Source organism: Streptomyces sp. JLBT605, assembly GCF_058215555.1.
Genome location: NZ_CM177087.1, coordinates 3,597,121 through 3,616,341, shown reverse-complemented (window position 1 = coordinate 3,616,341; position 19,221 = coordinate 3,597,121). Strand labels below are relative to the sequence as shown.

The following is a 19,221-nucleotide window of genomic DNA, read 5'->3' as shown; positions in this document are numbered from 1 at the left end:
TCCGGGCCCGCGTCGGGGGGCGGACCCGGACCGGTGCGCGAGGGCTCCCCGGAGAGCCGCCGGGCGCGAGTTCGACCGCACCCCCTGACCTGCTGTAGAGTCTGGTTCCGCAGCCGCACGAAGTGCGAAAGCGAAGCAAGGTCCTGTGGAGCAGTTTGGAGTGCTCGCCACCCTGTCAAGGTGGAGGCCGCGGGTTCAAATCCCGTCAGGACCGCACGTAACAAAGGCCCGCGTCAGATATACGACGCGGGCCTTTGCGTTACCCCCGTGGCGGGCGGCGGGAGAGGCCGCGCCCGCGGCGGAGCCGCAATGGGCACAGCAAATCCCGTCAGGACCGCACGCAGCAGAGGCCCGCGCCCCACGCATCGCACGCGCATCGCCTCCTACCCCGCAGCGCCCAGGCAGGACAGGCCCCACCCGCGGCGGAGCCGCAATGGGCACAGCACGTCCCGTCAGGGCCGCGCCACAGCCCTCAGCCGCGTGTCGGGCGCGACGCGCTGCCCGGGCTGCGCGCGGGGCCGTTCCACTCCTCTGTCGGGCCGCGAGCCTTCCGCAGCCGCCGACAGCCTCGATACGGACGTTTCCGCCGCATAACCCGCACCCGTTCGGGGAAGTCGCGAGACCGGGGCGGAACCGTCGTCAGGAACCAGCGTCAGGTCGGCACCACAGGCGGTGTCCGCACAAGGATCCGGGGCTCCTCGGTCTCTTGACTGAGGCACGTACCAGCGGTACCCAAGCAGTGAGTGATGCGGCGGCGCGGGAGGTGCGGCGCATGGGGACGTCCGCAAGGCAAAGGCATGAGATCCGGGCGCTGCTGCGCGCCCATCTGTCCGCCGCTGCGGGATACCGCCACTCCACCCGGCACTGTCCGATCTGCCACCGGCTGCTGCGGCTCGCCATGGAGCCGGCGCCCGCCGGGGCCGGCGAGCGCCCCCGGGGCGCCGCCACGGAGGTGTCCGCCGAATGCGGATGATCGCGGCCCCGCACCCACGGAGAGGACTCTTTACCGTAGGTGCGCACTCGATGACAAGGCGCATGCGGTGTGACGGGAGTCACCGAACAGCTTTCGTAGGCGGCGGATCTTACCCACCTCCTACAACAGGTCAATTTAATATGTGCAATTGCACCACCCTCTCAGGGCCTCCTGCGGCCCCTGCCGAGGCGGCTACGGGAAGCGCTTCCCATCGATCACCACTGGCGGGAACAGCGCGCTTGCGGGCTGCCACGGTGCCGCTCCGAAGGGTCGCGAAGCACCGGGGACGGGGCGTGGAGAGGGGCGCCGAGGAGGCTGGACGAGGCCGTGGGCCCGGCGTCCGGCCGGGCCGGGACAAAGCAAAATCGCGCTGGACCCGGCGGAGTCCAGCGCGATCGACGACTCACCCATGATGTGCGGGCGGCGGGGCCTGTTGGGGCAGGCGCCTGTCGTGTGGTGCTAAGGGCGGGCGTTCAACGGGCTGGGGGGCCCGGAAAATGCCCGGTCAAGCGGTTGTTCAGGCCTCGCTGCGCTGCTGCGGGATGCCCGCGAGCAGTGCCCGGACCTCCGCTTCGCGGTAGCGCCGGTGCCCTCCGAGCGTGCGGATGGACGTGAGCTTGCCTGCCTTGGCCCAGCGCGTGACCGTCTTCGGGTCCACGCGGAACATCGTGGCAACCTCAGCCGGGGTCAGCAGCGGCTCGGCATCAGGGGTGCGAGCGGTCATGAGCGGCCTCCTCGGGAGAACCGAACCATCACGGTTCTTTCCTCTAAATTCTGCACCTTGACCCACGTTGCCCGATATGGCGGACGCGGGCCGAGTCGGTTATAGGACGAACGGCTTGTCCTCGGCACTACAACTACACCATCTGTCCAGCACCGTCGGCCAAACCGATGGAATTGCCCTCTCAGGTGTTCAACCTCGGCGGAAGCCGATGGACCATGCCATAGCGGACAGTCACGCAGCCGTGACGATCAGTCACAACAGGATCAGTGGGCATCAGCCACACCAAGAAGTGCAATACCGAAGAATCCGCCCCAACTTGGACGGAAGGAGGCCCCCATGGACTCCTTGTCCTATTTTGACACGAGGACAGGGGATAGCCGCAAGACCCGAAGTAAGTGGGTTAGGTCACGGTTGCCGTAATCGCCCGGATAGGGACCTACGTCCCGGCCGACTTTTACACCCGGCCGGCGCAGCCTCCGGAGGATGCCCCGAGATCCACATCAGTCCGGAGGCCGAAGGCTAACTCGCGTGCTGCAGTCCGCGCACCGCGCTCCACCGCTCGGTCAGCTTCTCGTACGCGCGGCCGGCCCGGTCGCCGTCCTCGTCCCGGAGCGCGGCCAGGCCCTCGGCCACGTCGGCGGCCGAGCGGTCGTCGGCGAGCTGACCCTCGGGGATCACGTGCACCAGACCCCCGTAGTCCAGCTCCACCAGCGAGCGCGGATGGAACTCCTCCAGCCAGCGACCCACATCCACCAGGCCGTCGATCAGCGGTCCCTCGCCGAGCGCCTCGCGCAGCACCTTCAGCCCGCGGGCCACCCGCCGCCGCGCCTCCACCATCGGCGTCCGGTAGCGCAGCACGGGCCCGTCCCCGCCCTTGGTGAACTCCCGCTCCTCGTCCGCGAAGAGCGCGAACCAGCGCACCGGGACGTGCCAGGTCGCCGAGCGGATCCAGGGCCGGGCGTCCGGGTTGCGCTCCAGCCACTGCTCGAAGTCGGCCACCGCCTGTCGGCGCACCACCGGCGGCAGCACCGCGTCCAGCAGCGGTTCGGGGAAGCGCTCGGAGAGCGCCTCCAGGGCCAGCCAGCCGCGCAGCCGGGTGCGCCAGGGACAGACGCAGATGATGCCGTCCACGACCGCGATGAAGGCGTCACTGCTCTCATGCACCGGCACCGGTACCGGCGGCACCGGCAGCAGGTCCGCGAGCGAGCGGCGGAGCTCGTCCTGCACCCCGGGGATGCGGTCCCGTCGCGCGTAGCGCGCCCAGTGGGTGCGCTCCGGTTCGGGAAAAGCGGCCAGCGGCTCGTAGACCCGCAGATACGCCGCGTACGGGACGGTCACCGAAGACGCCACGCCACGCACTCCCTCAAGGCAGATTCGACTGCCGGAAGTTAGTCCTCCCGGATGCTCGAATCGTCCCACGCCCACCCTGCGGGGGAACCGCCGAAAGGAAGGTCCGCGATGAGGTCACAAGGGCTTACGCTCTTGCCGACCGGCCCTCCCCACCCGCAGGAGGGCGTCCCTCCGCGACTTATGGGAGTCACCACCGTGACCGACGTACGTCCCACCGTCGAGACCGATGACGTGCTGCACACCCTGTTCCGATCCGACCAGGGCGGCCATGAGCAGGTCGTGCTCTGCCAGGACCGCGAGAGCGGTCTCAAGGCCGTGATCGCCATTCACTCCACCGCCCTGGGCCCGGCCCTCGGCGGCACCCGATTCCACGCGTACGCCTCCGACGAGGAAGCCGTCCGGGACGCGCTCAACCTCGCGCGCGGTATGTCGTACAAGAACGCGCTCGCCGGTCTCGACCACGGCGGCGGCAAGGCTGTGATCATCGGAGACCCCGAGCAGCTCAAGAGCGAGGAGCTGCTGCTCGCTTACGGGCGGTTCGTCGCCTCCCTCGGCGGCCGGTACGTCACCGCCTGCGACGTCGGCACCTACGTCTCCGACATGGACGTGGTGGCCCGGGAGTGCCGCTGGACCACCGGCCGCTCCCCGGAGAACGGCGGCGCGGGCGACTCCTCCGTGCTCACCGCCTTCGGTGTCTTCCAGGGCATGCGCGCCTCCGCGCAGGCCGCCTGGGGCGAGCCCACGCTGCGCGGCCGCCGGGTGGGCATCGCGGGCGTCGGGAAGGTGGGCCACCACCTGGTCGAGCACCTGCTGGAGGACGGCGCCGAGGTCGTGATCACGGACGTGCGGGCGGAGTCGGTGGAGCGGGTGCGCTCGCGTCACCCGGAGGTCACCGCGGTCGTGGACACCGACGCGCTGATCCGCGCCGACCTGGACGTGTACGCGCCGTGCGCGCTCGGTGGCGCGCTCAACGACGACACCGTCCCGGCGCTGACCGCCAAGGTGGTGTGCGGCGCGGCCAACAACCAGCTCGCCCACCCGGGCGTCGAGAAGGACCTCGCGGACCGCGGCATCCTCTACGCCCCGGACTACGTGGTGAACGCCGGCGGGGTCATCCAGGTGGCCGATGAGCTGCACGGCTTCGACTTCGACCGGGCCAAGGCCAAGGCGACGAAGATCTTCGACACCACGCTGGCCATCTTCGAGCGGGCCGAGGCGGACGGCGTGCCGCCGGCCGTCGCCGCCGACCGGCTGGCGGAGCAGCGCATGGCGGAGGCCCGCCAGGCGTAAGCAGGGCGTATCGGGGCGTAACCCAAACGGCCCATTTCCAGCCAATCGACGGCCCGAGAGGGCCGTCGACGGCGATCCCGACAGGCCGGGAAGCGAGAGATCCCTCACGGCCTGTCGGCGGGTCGGCGCACAAGACACGTTAAAATCGCAGCTGACCAGCGGGGACGGGGCGCCTTGCGGGTTGTGTGACGTGGCACGTCATGCGGGCGACGTACCGTATGGCCACAGAAGCAGGTACCGTTGAAGCCCTACGGACCGGGTTCTCTCAGGAGAGTCCGCTCCGAATCATGAACGTGAACGCGTGTCAAGACTCTGGGGCCGTCGAGCCCCGTCGTTGAGGGGGTCGAGCCATGGGGCGCGGCCGGGCCAAGGCCAAGCAGACGAAGGTCGCCCGCCAGCTGAAGTACAACAGCGGCGGGACGGACCTCTCACGCCTGGCTGAGGAGCTGGGCGCATCGCCGACAACGAACCAGCCGCCGAATGGCGAGCCGTTCGAGGACGACGATGAGCTGGATGACCCGTACGCACAGTACGCGGATCGGTACAACGACGATGAGGACGAGGACGACGACCAGTCGTCCGGACCGTCCTCCTATCGTCGCCGCGCTTGACCGCGTCCCTATAGGGGCGTCCAGCGCTTCGCTGAACCTCAGCCGGTCCGAGGCCCTTGCCTCGGACCGGCTTCTGTGCTGCCTTCACTGACTCGGCCGCCCTCACGGATTCAGCCGCCCGCACGGACCCGCGTCCCCGACCCGCCGTCGCGTCAGCTCGCGTAGTCACCGGTGAGGGTCACGGCCTCGGTGTGCTCGGCCCCGCGGTCGAGGATCTCGCCGCAGACCCAGGAGTCGACACCGCGGTCGGCGAGCGTGGTCAGCGCCACGTCGACGGAGTCCTGCGGCACGACGGCGATCATGCCGACGCCCATGTTGAGGGTCTTCTCCAGCTCCAGCCGCTCCACCGAGCCGGCCGTGCCGACCAGGTCGAAGATCGCGCCCGGGGTCCAGGTCGACCGGTCGACCGTGGCGTGCAGGTGGTCGGGGATGACGCGGGCCAGGTTGTTGGCCAGCCCACCGCCGGTGACGTGCGAGAAGCCGTGCACCTCGGTGGTGCGGGTGAGCGCCAGGCAGTCCAGCGAGTAGATCTTGGTGGGCTCCAGCAGCTCCTCGCCGAGTGTCCGGCCAAGCTCCGCGACCTCGCGGTCCAGCGACCAGCCGGCCCGGTCGAACAGCACGTGCCGGACGAGTGAGTACCCGTTCGAGTGAAGTCCGGAGGACGCCATGGCGATCACCGCGTCACCCGTACGGATGCGATCGGCGCCCAGCACCTGGTCCGCCTCGACCACTCCGGTGCCCGCGCCGGCCACGTCGAAGTCGTCCTCGCCGAGCAGCCCGGGGTGCTCGGCGGTCTCGCCGCCGACCAGTGCGCAGCCGGCGAGCACACAGCCCTCGGCGATGCCCTTGACGATGGCGGCGACCCGCTCGGGGTAGACCTTGCCGACGCAGATGTAGTCCGTCATGAACAGCGGCTCGGCACCGCACACCACGAGGTCGTCGACGACCATGCCGACCAGGTCGTGGCCGATGGTGTCGTAGACACCCATCCGGCGCGCGATGTCGACCTTGGTGCCGACACCGTCGGTGGCGGAGGCCAGCAGCGGCCGCTCGTACCGCTTGAGGGCGGAGGCGTCGAAGAGCCCGGCGAAGCCGCCGAGGCCGCCGACGACCTCCGGACGGGTGGCCTTCTTCACCCACTCCTTCATCAGCTCGACGGCGCGGTCGCCCGCCTCGATGTCGACGCCCGCGCTCGCGTAACTGGCACCGGTGCCCGCGTGCGACGCGCGCTCGGAGGACTCAGCAGACATGGCTGAAAACTTTCGTCTCGTGTATTACGGGGCGTTACGGGGCTTGGCCGGCCGGCTACGGGCGGCGCAGCGCGTCCGCGGCGTCGGCGCCGCCGGCCAGCTCGGTCTCCAGCAGGTGCTTGCCCAGCAGCTCCGGGTCGGGCAGCTCCATCGGGTACTCGCCGTCGAAGCAGGCGTGGCACAGGTTCGGCTTGGCGATGGTGGTCGCCTCGATCATGCCGTCGATGGAGATGTAGGCGAGCGAGTCCGCGCCCAGCGACTTGCCGATCTCCTCGACCGACAGACCGTTGGCGATCAGCTCGGCGCGGGTGGCGAAGTCGATGCCGAAGAAGCACGGCCACTTGATCGGCGGGGAGGAGATCCGGATGTGGACCTCGGCCGCCCCGGCCTCGCGCAGCATCCGCACCAGCGCCCGCTGAGTGTTGCCGCGGACGATGGAGTCGTCCACGACCACCAGCCGCTTGCCGCGGATGACTTCCTTGAGCGGGTTCAGCTTCAGCCGGATGCCCAGCTGCCGGATGGTCTGCGACGGCTGGATGAAGGTCCGGCCGACGTAGGAGTTCTTGACCAGCCCGGAACCGTAGGGAATCCCGCTGGCCTCGGCGTAGCCCACCGCGGCCGGAGTGCCGGATTCCGGGGTGGCTATCACCAGGTCGGCGTCGGCCGGCGCCTCAGCGGCCAGCCTGCGGCCCATCTCCACCCGGGAGAGGTAGACGTTCCGCCCGGCGATGTCGGTGTCGGGGCGGGCCAGGTAGACGTACTCGAAGACGCAGCCCTTGGGGCGGGCCTCGGCGAAGCGGGAGGTGCGCAGGCCGTTCTCGTCGATGGCGATCAGCTCGCCCGGCTCCACCTCGCGGATGAAGCTCGCGCCGACGATGTCCAGGGCGGCGGTCTCGGACGCCACCACCCAGCCGCGCTCCAGGCGGCCGAGGACCAGCGGGCGGATGCCCTGCGGGTCGCGGGCGGCGTACAGCGTCTGCTCGTCCATGAAAACGAGGCTGAAAGCACCCTTGACCTTCGGCAGGACGCGGGCTGCCGAGTCCTCGAGGGTCATCGGCTTGCCGTCGTCGTCGACCTGACCGGCGAGCAGCGCGGTGACCAGGTCGGTGTCGTTGGTCGCCGCGACCTGGGTGGCCCGGCCGTCCTGCCGCGGCAGGGCCGCGACCAGCTCGGCGAGCTCGGCGGTGTTGACCAGGTTGCCGTTGTGGCCCAGAGCGATCGAGCCGTTGGCGGTGGCCCGGAAGGTCGGCTGCGCGTTCTCCCACACCGAGGCACCGGTGGTGGAGTAGCGGGCATGACCGACCGCGATGTGGCCCTGAAGGGAACCGAGGGAGGTCTCGTCGAAGACCTGGGACACAAGGCCCATGTCCTTGAAGACGAGGATCTGGGAGCCGTTACTCACTGCGATGCCCGCGGACTCCTGTCCACGGTGCTGCAGCGCGTACAGCCCGAAGTAGGTGAGTTTGGCGACCTCTTCACCCGGGGCCCAGACACCGAAGACGCCGCAAGCGTCCTGGGGGCCCTTCTCGCCGGGGAGCAGGTCGTGGCTGAGTCGTCCGTCACCACGTGGCACGTCTTCGAGTCTAGGCCAGTTCCGGCGCGCCTCCGAACGAGAGAAGGGCGCAGGGGCGCACATCACACCACCTCGGAGGCCATGTGACCGCGTCCGCCCAGCTGACCGGCGTCGATACCGGATGCGGGCTGCGGCGAGGATCACATCCCCTGCGGCGGCTACCGGTGCGTACGCCCTGCTCGACCGGCACCGGTGCATGGATTTCAGCCACACCACGAGCGCGATCCGTCGCGGGGTGTAACCAGGGGTGTCCGATGGGTCGGAGTGCGCAGACCCGTCGGACACCCCCTAGCGCAGCAGCGGCAGCAGCGCGGCCAGGTCGGCCCGCTCGCCGCTCGCCGTGAGATCCGCCGACTCGACCGCCTCGCCCCAGCTCATGCGCCCGGTGGCGAGGCGTACCCAGGTCAGCGGGTCGGTCTCCACGACGTTCGGCGGGGTGCCGCGGGTGTGCCGCGGCCCTTCGACGCACTGCACGACGGCGAACGGCGGTACGCGCACCTCCACCGAGCCGCCGGGGGCCTTGGCCGCGAGGGCGTCGGCCAGCAGCCGCACGGTGGTGGCCAGCGCCTGGCGGTCGTAGGGGATCTCGGCCCCTGTGGCGGCCGCCAGGTCATCGGTGTGCACGACGAGTTCGACACAGCGGGTGACCAGGAAGTCGTCCAGTGACATCGCGCCCACCCGGGCGGCCAGCAGCCGGTCACCAGGGGCGGGCAGCACCAGTTCCTCGTACCGGGCGGCGGCCCGCTCCAGCAGCTCGGCCGGCTCGGCCCGCGCCGCCAGGGCACGGCCGGCCTCGTCGATGTCGGCGGCATGGGCGGCGGTCGCGGCCACCCAGCCGGTGACGGTGACCTCCACGGTGGGCGGCGCGGGCCGCTCCAGATGGCGGCCCGCGGCCTCCACCACCAGGGACAGATGCGCGACCAGGTCGCGCACGGTCCAGCCTCCCCCGGCGCTGCCGCCGGGTGGGGGTACCCCCGGCGAAGCCAGGGGGAGTGCCCCCACCAGCCGGGTCGGCCCGGCCAACTGCTCGGCGCTCAGCGCCGCCACGGCGTCGCGGACATGCGAAAACTGCGCCGCGACCGCGGCGCGCGTCTTGGCGGAGTCGTACGTACGGGCACGGGACGTGCGGCGCGCGGCGGTCATGCGTGCGAGCTTAACGAGACAGCACCGGGCGCCCGGCAGATTATGGGAAAGAGAGGCTGTCTCCCGCCAGAAGGGGGTGCGTTGCCATGGGCGAGCACCCGGACAGTGCTCTGGTACGCCGGGGCTACGACGCCTTCGGCCGGGGTGACATGGACGCGTTGGCGGCCATGATGACCTCGGACTGCGTCCACCATGTGCCCGGCGACAACCCGTTCTCCGGCCACCACAAGGGCCGTGACGCCTGCATCGACCTCTACCGCCGGCTCCACGAGGAGACGGGCGGCACGATGCGGGTGAAGCTGGACACCGTGCTCGCCGATGGGCGCGGGCACGCCATGTCCGTCCACACCTTCTACGCGGACCGCAAGGACCGCGGCCTGGAGATGCGTGAGGGCCTGTTCTTCACCATCGTCGGTGGCAAGATCAGCGACATCGACGAGTGCTGGGCCGACATCGACGCCGAGGACGAGTTCTGGAGCAACTGACCGCAGCGCGGCCGGGCCGTACGCCACGCGTACGGCCCGGCCGCCCGTCGTCGGACGGGTGCGGACGGGGTCAGACCAGCAGCCCCGGGATGGTCGCCTCGTGGACGTCCTTGAGCTCGGCCAGCGGAATGCTGAACTCGCCCTGCACCTCGACCGCTTCGCCGTCGATCACGCCGATACGGGTGGCCGGCAGGCCGCGCGCACCGCACATGTCGTTGAAGCGGACCTCCTCGCTGCGCGGCACGGCCACCACTGCGCGGCCGGCCGACTCGGAGAAGAGCAGGGTGAACGCGTCAAGGCCGTCCGGGACGATCAGCCGGGCGCCCTTCCCACCGCGCAGGCAGGACTCGACCACGGCCTGGATGAGGCCGCCGTCGGAGAGGTCGTGCGCGGCGTCGATCATGCCGTCCCGGGAGGCCGAGATGAGGATCTCGCCCAGCAGCTTCTCGCGGTCCAGGTCCACGGCCGGCGGCATGCCGCCGAGGTGGTCGTGGATGACCTGGGACCAGGCCGAGCCGCCGAACTCCTCGCGGGTGTCGCCCAGCAGGTAGAGCAGCTGGCCCTCTTCCGCGAAGGCGATCGGGGTGCGGCGGGTGACGTCGTCGATCACACCGAGCACGGCGACGACCGGCGTCGGGTGGATGGCGACATCGCCGGTCTGGTTGTACAGCGACACGTTGCCGCCCGTCACCGGGGTGCCCAGGCGCAGGCAGCCGTCCGCCAGACCACGGGTGGCCTCGGCGAACTGCCACATCACGCCCGGGTCCTCGGGGGAACCGAAGTTCAGGCAGTCGGAGATGGCCAGCGGCTTGGCACCGGACGCCGCGACGTTCCGGTAAGCCTCGGCCAGGGCCAGCTGCGCGCCGGTGTACGGGTCGAGCTTGGCGTACCGGCCGTTGCCGTCGGTCGCCATGGCCACGCCCAGGTTCGACTCCTCGTCGATCCGGACCATGCCGGCGTCCTCGGGCTGGGCGAGCACGGTGTTGCCCTGCACGAAACGGTCGTACTGGTCCGTGATCCAGGACTTCGACGCCTGGTTCGGCGAGCCGACCAGCCGCAGGACCTGCGCGCGCAGCTCCTCGGAGGTCTGCGGGCGCGGGAGCTTCCCGGCGTCGTCGGCCTGGAGCGCGTCCTGCCACTCGGGGCGGGCGTAGGGCCGGTGGTAGACCGGGCCCTCGTGCGCGACGGTACGCGGCGGCACGTCGACGATCTGCTCGCCGTGCCAGAAGATCTCCAGGCGTTCGCCCTCGGTCACCTCACCGATGACGGTGGCGATGACGTCCCACTTCTCGCAGATCTCCAGGAAGCGGTCGACCTTGTCGGGCTCGACGATCGCGCACATGCGCTCCTGCGACTCGCTCATGAGGATTTCCTCGGGCGAGAGGGTCGCGTCGCGCAGCGGCACGGTGTCCAGCTCGACCCGCATGCCGCCGGAGCCCGCGCTGGCCAGCTCGCTGGTGGCGCAGGACAGACCGGCGCCGCCCAGGTCCTGGATACCGGCGACCAGGTCCTCGCGGAACACCTCCAGGGTGCACTCGATGAGGAGCTTCTCCTGGAACGGGTCACCGACCTGGACCGCCGGGCGCTTGGCGGGCTTTGTGTCGTCGAAGGTCTCGGAGGCGAGCACGGAGACGCCGCCGATGCCGTCGCCGCCGGTGCGGGCGCCGTAGAGGATGACCTTGTTGCCCGGGCCGGAGGCCTTGGCGAGGTGGATGTCCTCGTGCTTCATCACGCCGATGCAGCCGGCGTTGACCAGCGGGTTGCCCTGGTAGCAGGCGTCGAAGACGACCTCGCCGCCGATGTTGGGCAGGCCCAGGCAGTTGCCGTAGCCGCCGATGCCCGCGACCACACCGGGCAGCACCCGCTTGGTGTCGGGGTGGTCGGCCGCGCCGAAGCGCAGCGGGTCGACGACCGCGACCGGCCGCGCGCCCATGGCGAGGATGTCGCGGACGATGCCGCCGACGCCGGTGGCGGCGCCCTGGTAGGGCTCGATGTACGAGGGGTGGTTGTGCGACTCGACCTTGAAGGTGACCGCGTAGCCCTGGCCGACGTCGACCACACCGGCGTTCTCACCGATGCCGACGAGCATCGCGTCGCTCTCCGGGGCCTTCTCGCCGAACTGCTTGAGATGGACCTTGCTGCTCTTGTACGAGCAGTGCTCGGACCACATCACCGAGTACATGGCGAGCTCGGCGCCGGTGGGACGGCGGCCGAGGATCTCGCGGATGCGCTCGTACTCGTCCTGCTTCAGGCCGAGTTCGGCCCAGGGCTGGTCGACGTCCGGGGTCTCGGTGGCGTGCTTGACGGTGTCGAGGGTCATGCTGCGACCAGCTTCTTGAGGATCGAAGTGAAGAATCCGAGGCCGTCGGTGCGGCCGGTGCCGACGTGCGGCTCCACGGCGTGCTCCGGGTGCGGCATCAGACCGACGACGTTGCCCGCCGCGTTGGTGATGCCGGCGATGTCGCGGAGCGAGCCGTTGGGGTTTCCGTATCCCTCGGCGGCCTCACCCTGGGCGAGGTAGCGGAAGACCACGCGGCCCTCCGCCTCCAGCTCGTCCAGGACGCGCTCCTCGGCGACGTACCGGCCGTCGATGTTCTTCAGCGGAATGCTGATCTCCTGACCGGGTTCGTACGAACTCGTCCAGGCGGTCGCGGTGTTTTCCACCCGCAACTTCTGATCGCGGCAGATGAAGTGCAGATGGTTGTTTCGCAGCATCGCGCCGGGCAGCAGGTGCGTCTCGGTGAGCACCTGGAAGCCATTGCAGATGCCAAGTACGGGCATGCCCGCCTTGGCCTGCTCAATGACGGTCTCCATCACCGGGGAGAAGCGCGAGATCGCCCCGGCACGCAGATAGTCCCCATAGGAGAAGCCGCCGGGCAGAACGACCGCGTCGACCTGCTTGAGATCCTTGTCACGGTGCCACAGCGGCACTGCTTCCAGACCGGCGATACGGACGGCCCGCCGGGTGTCGCGGTCATCCAGAGTGCCGGGAAAAGTGACGACTCCGACGCGCGCCGTCACGACACGGCCTCTGCGTCGGCATCTTCGACCTTCACGACGAAGTCTTCGATGACGGTGTTGGCGAGGAAGGTTTCTGCCATCTCGCGGATACGGGCGAGGGCGGTGTCGTCGACCGGGCCCTCCACTTCGAGTTCGAAGCGCTTGCCCTGACGGACGTCCGAGATCCCCTCGAATCCCAGGCGGGGCAGTGCACGCTGCACCGCCTGGCCCTGCGGGTCGAGGATCTCCGGCTTGAGCATGACGTCGACTACGACGCGTGCCACTGGCACTCCCGGTGGTGATGTGGTGCGTAAGGCGGTGTCCTCAGCGTACCCCCCGGAAAAATCTACGCGAGTAGATATCTCGTGGCCGTGATCACGTTTAAGCATCGACGGCAGGAAGTACTGCGGAAAGGGCCCCGTAAAACGTATGGTCCCGATTGCGGCGTGACACGCGGACGAAATTCAAGGGGCTTCACAATGCATTGTCCGCCGCTGTACAAAAGAAAAAGCATTGAGCCCCGACACTTCACCCCCGGCATCTGTGCTCCTCACTGCATCGATGCACCCCGAAAGGACCGATATCCGTGGCGCAGCGCGTAGTGGTCACGCTCTCTGACGACATCGACGGCGGAGAAGCCGAGGAGACGGTCACCTTCGGACTCGACGGCAGGTCGTACGAGATCGACCTGAGCTCCGCCAATGCGAAGAAACTCCGTACGGCCCTGGCCCCCTTCGTGGAGGCCGGCCGCAAGCGGGCCCGCTCCGGCAAGGCCTACAAGCGGACCTCGGTGGCCCCGGACCCGGCGGCGGTGCGCGCCTGGGCGCGCTCGCACGGCATGGACGTGCCGCCGCGCGGCCGCATCCCGAAGAAGGTCTACGAGGCGTTCAACGCGGCGGGCTGAGCCCCTGCGGAACCTCTCGTTCAGCCGAGTTGCGCAACACCCCTGGTGATCCGCTAGAGTCTGGATCACGCCGAGGGGCGAGGCCGAAAGGCAAAGCCCCGAGGACCATGCGGGTGTAGCTCAGTAGTAGAGCGCCCCCTTTCCAAGGGGGAGGCGCAGTGTGCGATCCCTGTCACCCGCTCTCATCACTTGGCCGACCACTTCGGTGGATCAGGTACAGTGGTGTTCGCACCACCCGGCGGACTCCCTTTTCGGGAGACCAAGGGTTGTGAACATGCGGACGTGGCTCAGTTGGTAGAGCATCACCTTGCCAAGGTGAGGGTCGCGAGTTCGAATCTCGTCGTCCGCTCGGAAAAGAAGGCCCCGGTCATCACGACCGGGGCCTTCTTCGTTGGCTGTGGCCGTGGCCACGCCACGACGGACCTGGCGGATCCCGGTGAATCGAGCCCCGCGCCCGGCCCGCGAAAGGTGTGCGGGCGGTGTGGCGGTTGCCACATCTGCCGGATGGGCGGCGGTCGAGCGGTTCGATTGCCCGCGAGGTTGGCTATAGTGGACTTCGCACCGCGCGGAGAGCGCGGGGCAGGCGGACGTAGCTCAGTTGGTAGAGCGCAACCTTGCCAAGGTTGAGGTCGCGAGTTCGAGCCTCGTCGTCCGCTCCATGACGAAGGGCCCCGGTCATCACGACCGGGGCCCTTCGCGTTGCGCCGGTCAGGCCCAGCGGGTGCCGGTCAGGCGCTGGTAGGCGTCGATGTACTTGGCGCGGGTCTGCTCGACGATCTCCGCCGGAAGGGCGGGCGGCGGCAGCTCGCCGTGCCGGTCCCAGCCGGAGGCCGGCGAGGCCAGCCAGTTGCGGACGAACTGCTTGTCGAAGGAGGGCTGGGCACGGCCCGGCTCCCACTCGTCGGCGGGCCAGAAGCGGGACGAGTCGGGCGTCAGCACCTCGTCGGCCAGGATCAGGGTCTCGCCCTCGAAGCCGAACTCGAACTTGGTGTCGGCGAGGATGATCCCCCGGTCGCGCGCGATGTCGCGGGCCCGCCCGTAGACGGCGAGGGTGAGCTGCCGCAGCATGGCGGCGGTCTCCGCGCCGACCTGGCGGGCGACCTCCTCGTACGAGACGTTCTCGTCGTGCTCGCCGACCTCGGCCTTGGCGGCCGGAGTGAAGATCGGGGAGGGCAGCTCGGAGCCGTCCACCAGGCCCTCGGGGAGCGCGAGGCCGCAGACGGTGCGGTCCTTCTCGTACTCCAGGAGGCCGGAGCCGGTCAGATAGCCGCGGGCCACGCACTCGACCGGGATCATGTTCAGCGGCTTGCAGACCATGGTGCGGCCCGCCCAGTCGGCCGGCGCGCCCTCGGGCACCTCGGTGGACAGCACATGGCTGGGGGCGAGGTCGGCGAGCTGGTCGAACCACCACAGGGAGAGCTGGGTGAGCACCCGGCCCTTGTCCGGGATCTCGGTGGGCAGCACCCAGTCGAAGGCGGAGATCCGGTCGCTGGCGACCATGACCAGTTCGCCGCTCTCGTTCCGGTAGAGGTCGCGCACCTTGCCGGTGTGCAGGTGCTCAAGGCCGGGAACCTCGACCGGTTCGGGCTTCTCTACGAATCCGGACACGGATCCTCCTGGGGGTTTTGACCAAGTCCCCCGATTGTCCCTCACCGGTCTCCGGCGGCGTGACAAGGGTCGGCGGCGGCGTTCCCCGGCCCAGGAGGAGCCGGCCCGTCGGCGCCAAGCCGGCAGCCGGGGACGTCAGTCGCGCTTGCACATCCGGTCGAGGAGGTTCGCGGTGGCGCGCTGGACGCGCTCGTCCACATGGCCCGGCCGGTCCAGCGCCGGTGACCAGGCGAAAGTGCCCGCCGCGAAGACCAGGGCGCCGCTGGGCGCCCGGTACAGCGAGGTCTCCTGGTGCCGGATGACACCGTCCGCGTCGGTGTACGGCGAATGGGCGAGCAGGATCCGGCGGGTGTGCTCGGGCAGGCAGGTGCGCGGGAAGTAGCGGTCGGCCTCGCCCGCCACCAGGCCCGGCAGTTCGTCGCCCTCGCCGGCGCCGGTCGCCTCCCACAGCCAGTGGCCCGCGTTGCGCACGATCAGCGGGTGCGGCTCCGGGACCCGCCCGGCGTACTGGATGCCCATCAGCTCCTGCTCCGGGACGGACGTCTCGCGCCACAACGCGGAGCGGCCGGGGCCGCGGCGCTTGCGGCAGGTGAGCAGGCGGTCCGGCCCGGCCGGGGAGGGGGCGAGCTCGACCTGCCAGTACATGGTGTTCGCGGAGAGGAAGACCAGCGAGGTGCCGCTGTCCCGGGCGTGCTCGACGGCCCGGCGCATGGGCACCGACCAGTATTCGTCGTGGCCGGGGAAGACCAGCCCCCGGTAGCGGGTGGGGTCGACGCGGCCGGCGTGCAGATCGCAGGTGTGGGCGTAGGCCAGGTCGTATCCGTACCGCTCGGCCCAGCGGATGAAGTCGTAGGCGTGGCCCACGTGCAGCGGCAGGCCGGCGCCCGCGTACGGCCGGTCGAAGGAGACGGTGACCGCCGCGTCCTGCTCGCCGAGGAGCCGGCCCTGCTCGTCCCAGGCGTGGTAGAGGCTGGCGCCGGTGCGGCCGTCCTCGGGGTAGAGGTTGTAGGCCTGCCAGGTGACGTCGGGGAGGACGAGGAGCAGGTCGGCGGGGTGGTCGTCGCGGACCGTGAAGGGGACGTGGCTGCGGTAGCCGTCGGCCGTGGTCAGCACGGCGACATACGCGCCGAGCTTCCAGTAGCTGGGGATCTGGAGCCGCCAGGACAGCCACCAGTGATGGCAGGAGACGGTGCGGTCCACGGTCAGCGGCGGCGGCTGGACGATGCCGGACAGCCGCGGGCTGGTGGTGATCTTCGCGGCGCCGTCGCCGCCGTAGTGGCCGATGCGGTAGATGTCCACGCCGAACTGCTGGGGCGGGTCGACGGTGATCCGGAAGTCGATGGCCTCGCCGGGGGCGGCGGCGGGGGTGGAGGTGAAGCCCTTGATCTGGCGGTGGACGTCATCGGCGCTGCGCGGCCCGGAGCCCCGGGAACCGGCGGCCGCACCGGTCTGGGCGACGTCCACGTACCAGGGCACCACCTGACCGGTGTCGTCGAAGTACTGCTCGGTTCCGCGCAACCAGGGCAGCGGTCCCTGTCCGAAAGGGTCCGATACCGCATGCGCGAGTGCTCCCGACTCCCAGCGCCGGATGTGCTCCGTCCCCACGCGCTTCCCTCCCTGGCTCCCCCGGTCGGCTCAGCTCACGCCTTGCCACGCTCACTGTTCTGTTTGGGCACTATCTGTCCGGGCCGTGCGACAGTGGTCGGTTACAGCACATCACATAACGCACCCACTCCATCACTGTTCGTCGTGAATTGACGTGAGCGAACTTATCCCGACGCATTTCGAGCCGGCTCGCAGACCACTCGGGTCACGCCGGTCAGCACGGTCGGGCCGCTGGGACGGTCGGCGGACCTGAGTCCGGACTTGAGTCCGGACTTGAGTCCGGACCTGAGTGCGGACCTGAGCGCGGACCTGAGTGCGGGGCCGGGAGCGGAGGCCTTGGGGGCAGGGCCCGGGGCGTTGGGCGGTGCCGATCGGGTCCGGGGGCGCGGGAGGTACCGGGCCGGGTCAGCCGGGTCAGCCGAGCCGGACGGGCCGCTCGGAGCGCACCCCGGTGTCGCCCAGCCAGGCGCGCAGCGGCTCGGCGTCGCCGTCCTCCACCAGGCTTAGCACCGGCACGGCCAGATCCGCCGCCCGGCGCCCGCCGATCAGCAGCACCGGACCGTCCAGCCAGTCCAGGCCGGGGGCGGCGTCCGCGGTGTCCAGGGCGGCGCAGCACACCATGGCGGTGACGTGGTCGGCGAGGAGTTCGCGGCCGGTGCGCGGCGGCTGGAGCGGGAAGAGCGGCGCGAATCCGTCCGTCCACAACTCCGCTCCCTCGCCCGGGCCGAAGGCGCCGGGCCCGAGGGGCTCGCCCGGGCCGCCGTCGCCGAAGCCACCGCTCCCCTGGGTGGTCCCGGAGTCCGCGTCCGTGCTCGCCCGGGATGCCTCCCGCCAGGCGGCGGCCTCCTCGCGGGCCAGCTCGCCGGTGAGCAGCGCGGCCAGCTCCTCCACCGGGGTCCCGGCACCGGGGCCGGTGGCGCTGAGCCGGTCGATGACCCGGGCCAGGGTCGGCACGGCGTCCTGCCCGGGGTGGCCGCCGGGGCTGTCCGCGGCCGCCGGCCCGGCATCGCGGGAGGCGCGCGCCGCGCCCGCGCCCAGGAACGGGGTGCGCAGCGCGGCGGGGCGCCCTCCGGCGGCCCGGGCGACGGCCGGGGCCTCGGCGGGGAATTCGGTCGTCCGGCGGCTGGGGGCCTCGGGACGGGCCGTACCGCGGCCGCGGGTCCGGGTCTCGGGGCGGGTCTCGGCGGGCCCGCGGTGCCGCTCCGCGGGGCCTCGGCTGCGGCCCTCGGCGCGGAGCTCCGGCGCGCCCGGCGCCGGGTGTCCCGGCTCGGGACGGGGCTCGGTCCGCGGCAGCTCGTCCAGGACCCGGAGCAGCCGGGCGGCCTCCAGCCGCCAGGTGCGGTCCACGACCTCGTCGGGGTATTCGTCCCAGCCGATCGGGACCCAGTCCGGGCCGGCCGTGGGCGGGCCGCCGTGGAAGAGGCGGGCGGCGAGCAGCGAGGTGGCCTCGTCGATCAGGCCCGGCTCCTCCAGCAGGTCGCACGCCGGGCGCTCCCCGAGGCGGGATGCGAACCCTTCCGCCAGCCGGTCGCGGCGGGAGAGTTCGGTGAGGGCGGAGACCACTCCGGCATCCAGCCGGGAGGGCCAGCGGCCCATCCGCCAGGCGGGCAGGGCGACCCGGGTCAGCAGCCGGTCCCAGCCCGCGTAGGCGAGCCCGACCTGCTCCTGGGCGACGATGCGCAGTCCGTAGTCGACGTCCTGGGCGCGCTGTGAGGCGGCGGTGGCCACCCCGCGCTCCATCTCCGCGGCGTGCTCCCGGCAGCCGCGGAGCAGCAGCCGGGCGACCCAGCCGACGCAGCCGAGCGCGGGCCTGCGCACCGCCCGGTCGAACAGGGACCGGCCCCACGGCGACCGGGACCGGCCGGGGCCTGCGCCGGGAGGGAGGGCGTCCGGACCGGGGGCGGGCCCGGTGGCGGCCGGCGGGAGATCAGAGGGGGCCTGCGGCCGTCCGAAGGGGTCCCCGGGGGGCCGGGTGCCCCTGGCCGCGACGGCGACGGCGGCGTCCAGCCCGCGCACGAAGCGGCGGGCGGCGGCTATGTCGGGGTGGGCGGAGGGGCCGGTGCCGGCGACCACCGGGGCGAGCAGCGCCCGCAGCTCCTCCACCCGCATCCACCACAGGAAGGGCGACCCGATCACCAGCACCGGGGCCGAGGGCTGCCGCCGCTCCCGTCGGCCGCCCGGCCGCCCGGTCACCGCTGCCGCGTCCTGCCGGGCCGGGTGCTGCCGTGCCGGGTCCTGCCGCTCCGCGCCGTGCGCACGGTGCGTACGGTCCTCCAGCCAGCTGTCGCAGTCGGGGGTGAGCGCTATGGCGGAGGGGGCGGGGACATCGAGCCGGTCGGCCAGGTCGCGAACGAGGCGGTACAGATCCGGTGCCGTCTCCTCGGGGATCGGCACCGTGGGGCTGAGGGCGGGCCTGGCCCGCACCACCACGGCGGCGATTCCGGCAGCGACCAGCAGGACCACCAGGGCCACGCCGACCACCGCCCAGCGGAGCGCGGTCCAGCCGTCCCCGCCGCCGATCCGGCCGGTGGCGCTGCCGGCCAGCAGCACCACGGCGGCGGCGGTGGGAAGGAGGGCCACGGCCAGTGCGGTGCTGCGGATGCGCAGTACCGCCAGGGCGCGGGCGCGTGCCGCGAGTGCACCTGTCTTGTGGTCTGCTTCCGGACCTGCCACGAGTCTGACACCCCCTACTGCCCTGCCGATGG

16 protein-coding genes and 4 tRNA genes are annotated in these 19,221 nt (G+C 71.1%); 9 read left to right on the top strand and 11 right to left on the bottom strand.

All coding sequences use genetic code 11. The annotated features are described in order from the left end of the window. Positions 1–139 precede the first annotated feature (139 nt). Positions 140–214: transfer RNA gene (locus AC4BDD_RS15690), tRNA-Asp, on the top strand. A 558-nt stretch (positions 215–772) separates the two neighbouring features. Further along, positions 773–973 carry a DUF6274 family protein gene (locus AC4BDD_RS15685; protein WP_490686059.1) on the top strand — a complete coding sequence of 67 codons (201 nt, stop codon included), beginning with the start codon at positions 773–775 and terminating at the stop codon, positions 971–973. A 517-nt stretch (positions 974–1,490) separates the two neighbouring features. Here AC4BDD_RS15685 and bldC read toward each other — a convergent pair. Continuing rightward, positions 1,491–1,697 (bottom strand): developmental transcriptional regulator BldC, encoded by a 207-nt coding sequence (gene bldC / locus AC4BDD_RS15680; RefSeq protein ID WP_003949541.1) that lies wholly within the window; start codon positions 1,695–1,697, stop codon positions 1,491–1,493. 519 nt (positions 1,698–2,216) lie between these two features. Continuing rightward, positions 2,217–3,047, bottom strand: coding sequence for a DUF8083 family protein (locus AC4BDD_RS15675; protein ID WP_490686058.1), 831 nt, complete (start codon positions 3,045–3,047; stop codon positions 2,217–2,219). 180 nt (positions 3,048–3,227) lie between these two features. Between AC4BDD_RS15675 and AC4BDD_RS15670 the strand changes: the two genes are divergently transcribed. Next, positions 3,228–4,337: a Leu/Phe/Val dehydrogenase gene (locus tag AC4BDD_RS15670; RefSeq protein WP_490686057.1), complete on the top strand. Its 1,110-nt coding sequence runs from the start codon at positions 3,228–3,230 to the stop codon at positions 4,335–4,337. A gap of 350 nt (positions 4,338–4,687) precedes the next feature. Next, complete coding sequence (locus AC4BDD_RS15665) at positions 4,688–4,948, top strand: DUF3073 domain-containing protein (RefSeq protein ID WP_490686056.1); 261 nt, start codon at positions 4,688–4,690, stop codon at positions 4,946–4,948. 152 nt (positions 4,949–5,100) lie between these two features. Here the strand turns inward: AC4BDD_RS15665 and purM are convergent, their stop codons facing one another. The 3 genes from purM to AC4BDD_RS15650 all read right to left on the bottom strand — a co-directional run bounded on the left by purM (position 5,101) and on the right by AC4BDD_RS15650 (position 8,914). Continuing rightward, complete coding sequence (gene purM, locus AC4BDD_RS15660; RefSeq protein WP_490686055.1) at positions 5,101–6,198, bottom strand: phosphoribosylformylglycinamidine cyclo-ligase; 1,098 nt, start codon at positions 6,196–6,198, stop codon at positions 5,101–5,103. Positions 6,199–6,253: 55 nt separating this feature from the next. Next, positions 6,254–7,771 (bottom strand): amidophosphoribosyltransferase, encoded by a 1,518-nt coding sequence (purF, locus tag AC4BDD_RS15655; RefSeq protein WP_490686054.1) that lies wholly within the window; start codon positions 7,769–7,771, stop codon positions 6,254–6,256. Between the two features lie 288 nt (positions 7,772–8,059). Continuing rightward, positions 8,060–8,914 carry a sterol carrier family protein gene (locus AC4BDD_RS15650; protein ID WP_490686053.1) on the bottom strand — a complete coding sequence of 285 codons (855 nt, stop codon included), beginning with the start codon at positions 8,912–8,914 and terminating at the stop codon, positions 8,060–8,062. 86 nt (positions 8,915–9,000) lie between these two features. Here AC4BDD_RS15650 and AC4BDD_RS15645 point away from each other — a divergent pair, with 86 nt between their 5' ends. Then, a complete protein-coding gene (locus AC4BDD_RS15645) occupies positions 9,001–9,399 on the top strand; it encodes a nuclear transport factor 2 family protein (RefSeq protein WP_490686052.1) in 399 nt (132 codons plus the stop codon). A 70-nt stretch (positions 9,400–9,469) separates the two neighbouring features. Here AC4BDD_RS15645 and purL read toward each other — a convergent pair whose 3' ends face one another. Genes purL through purS form a run of 3 tightly spaced genes read right to left on the bottom strand, consistent with a single transcriptional unit; the run spans position 9,470 to position 12,683 of the window. Next, the gene (gene purL, locus AC4BDD_RS15640; RefSeq protein WP_490691617.1) at positions 9,470–11,719 is read right to left on the bottom strand and encodes a phosphoribosylformylglycinamidine synthase subunit PurL; all 2,250 of its coding nucleotides are present in this window, start codon (positions 11,717–11,719) and stop codon (positions 9,470–9,472) included. Beyond that, positions 11,716–12,420 carry a phosphoribosylformylglycinamidine synthase subunit PurQ gene (gene purQ, locus AC4BDD_RS15635; RefSeq protein ID WP_490691616.1) on the bottom strand — a complete coding sequence of 235 codons (705 nt, stop codon included), beginning with the start codon at positions 12,418–12,420 and terminating at the stop codon, positions 11,716–11,718. The genes purL and purQ overlap by 4 nt, the downstream gene beginning before the upstream one ends. Beyond that, the gene (purS, locus tag AC4BDD_RS15630; protein ID WP_490691615.1) at positions 12,417–12,683 is read right to left on the bottom strand and encodes a phosphoribosylformylglycinamidine synthase subunit PurS; all 267 of its coding nucleotides are present in this window, start codon (positions 12,681–12,683) and stop codon (positions 12,417–12,419) included. The genes purQ and purS overlap by 4 nt, the downstream gene beginning before the upstream one ends. A 302-nt stretch (positions 12,684–12,985) precedes the next feature. Between purS and AC4BDD_RS15625 the strand changes: the two genes are divergently transcribed. From AC4BDD_RS15625 to AC4BDD_RS15610, 4 genes are all read left to right on the top strand, one after another. After that, positions 12,986–13,303, top strand: a complete 318-nt coding sequence (locus AC4BDD_RS15625) for a histone-like nucleoid-structuring protein Lsr2 (protein WP_490691614.1) — start codon at positions 12,986–12,988, stop codon at positions 13,301–13,303. A 109-nt stretch (positions 13,304–13,412) separates the two neighbouring features. Continuing rightward, a tRNA-Gly gene (locus AC4BDD_RS15620) sits at positions 13,413–13,484 on the top strand. 95 nt (positions 13,485–13,579) lie between these two features. Beyond that, a tRNA-Gly gene (locus AC4BDD_RS15615) sits at positions 13,580–13,652 on the top strand. Positions 13,653–13,886: 234 nt separating this feature from the next. After that, positions 13,887–13,962: transfer RNA gene (locus tag AC4BDD_RS15610), tRNA-Gly, on the top strand. A 49-nt stretch (positions 13,963–14,011) separates the two neighbouring features. On the opposite strand, the gene AC4BDD_RS15605 is transcribed toward AC4BDD_RS15610, so the two are convergent. The 3 genes from AC4BDD_RS15605 to AC4BDD_RS15595 form a co-directional block, all read right to left on the bottom strand. Then, entirely contained in the window at positions 14,012–14,911 is a 900-nt protein-coding gene (locus AC4BDD_RS15605; protein WP_490691613.1) for a phosphoribosylaminoimidazolesuccinocarboxamide synthase, read from the bottom strand. Positions 14,912–15,046: 135 nt separating this feature from the next. Further along, positions 15,047–16,516: a N,N-dimethylformamidase beta subunit family domain-containing protein gene (locus tag AC4BDD_RS15600; RefSeq protein WP_490691612.1), complete on the bottom strand. Its 1,470-nt coding sequence runs from the start codon at positions 16,514–16,516 to the stop codon at positions 15,047–15,049. A gap of 414 nt (positions 16,517–16,930) precedes the next feature. Next, a complete protein-coding gene (locus tag AC4BDD_RS15595) occupies positions 16,931–19,189 on the bottom strand; it encodes a hypothetical protein (protein ID WP_490691611.1) in 2,259 nt (752 codons plus the stop codon). Positions 19,190–19,221: the final 32 nt, after the last annotated feature.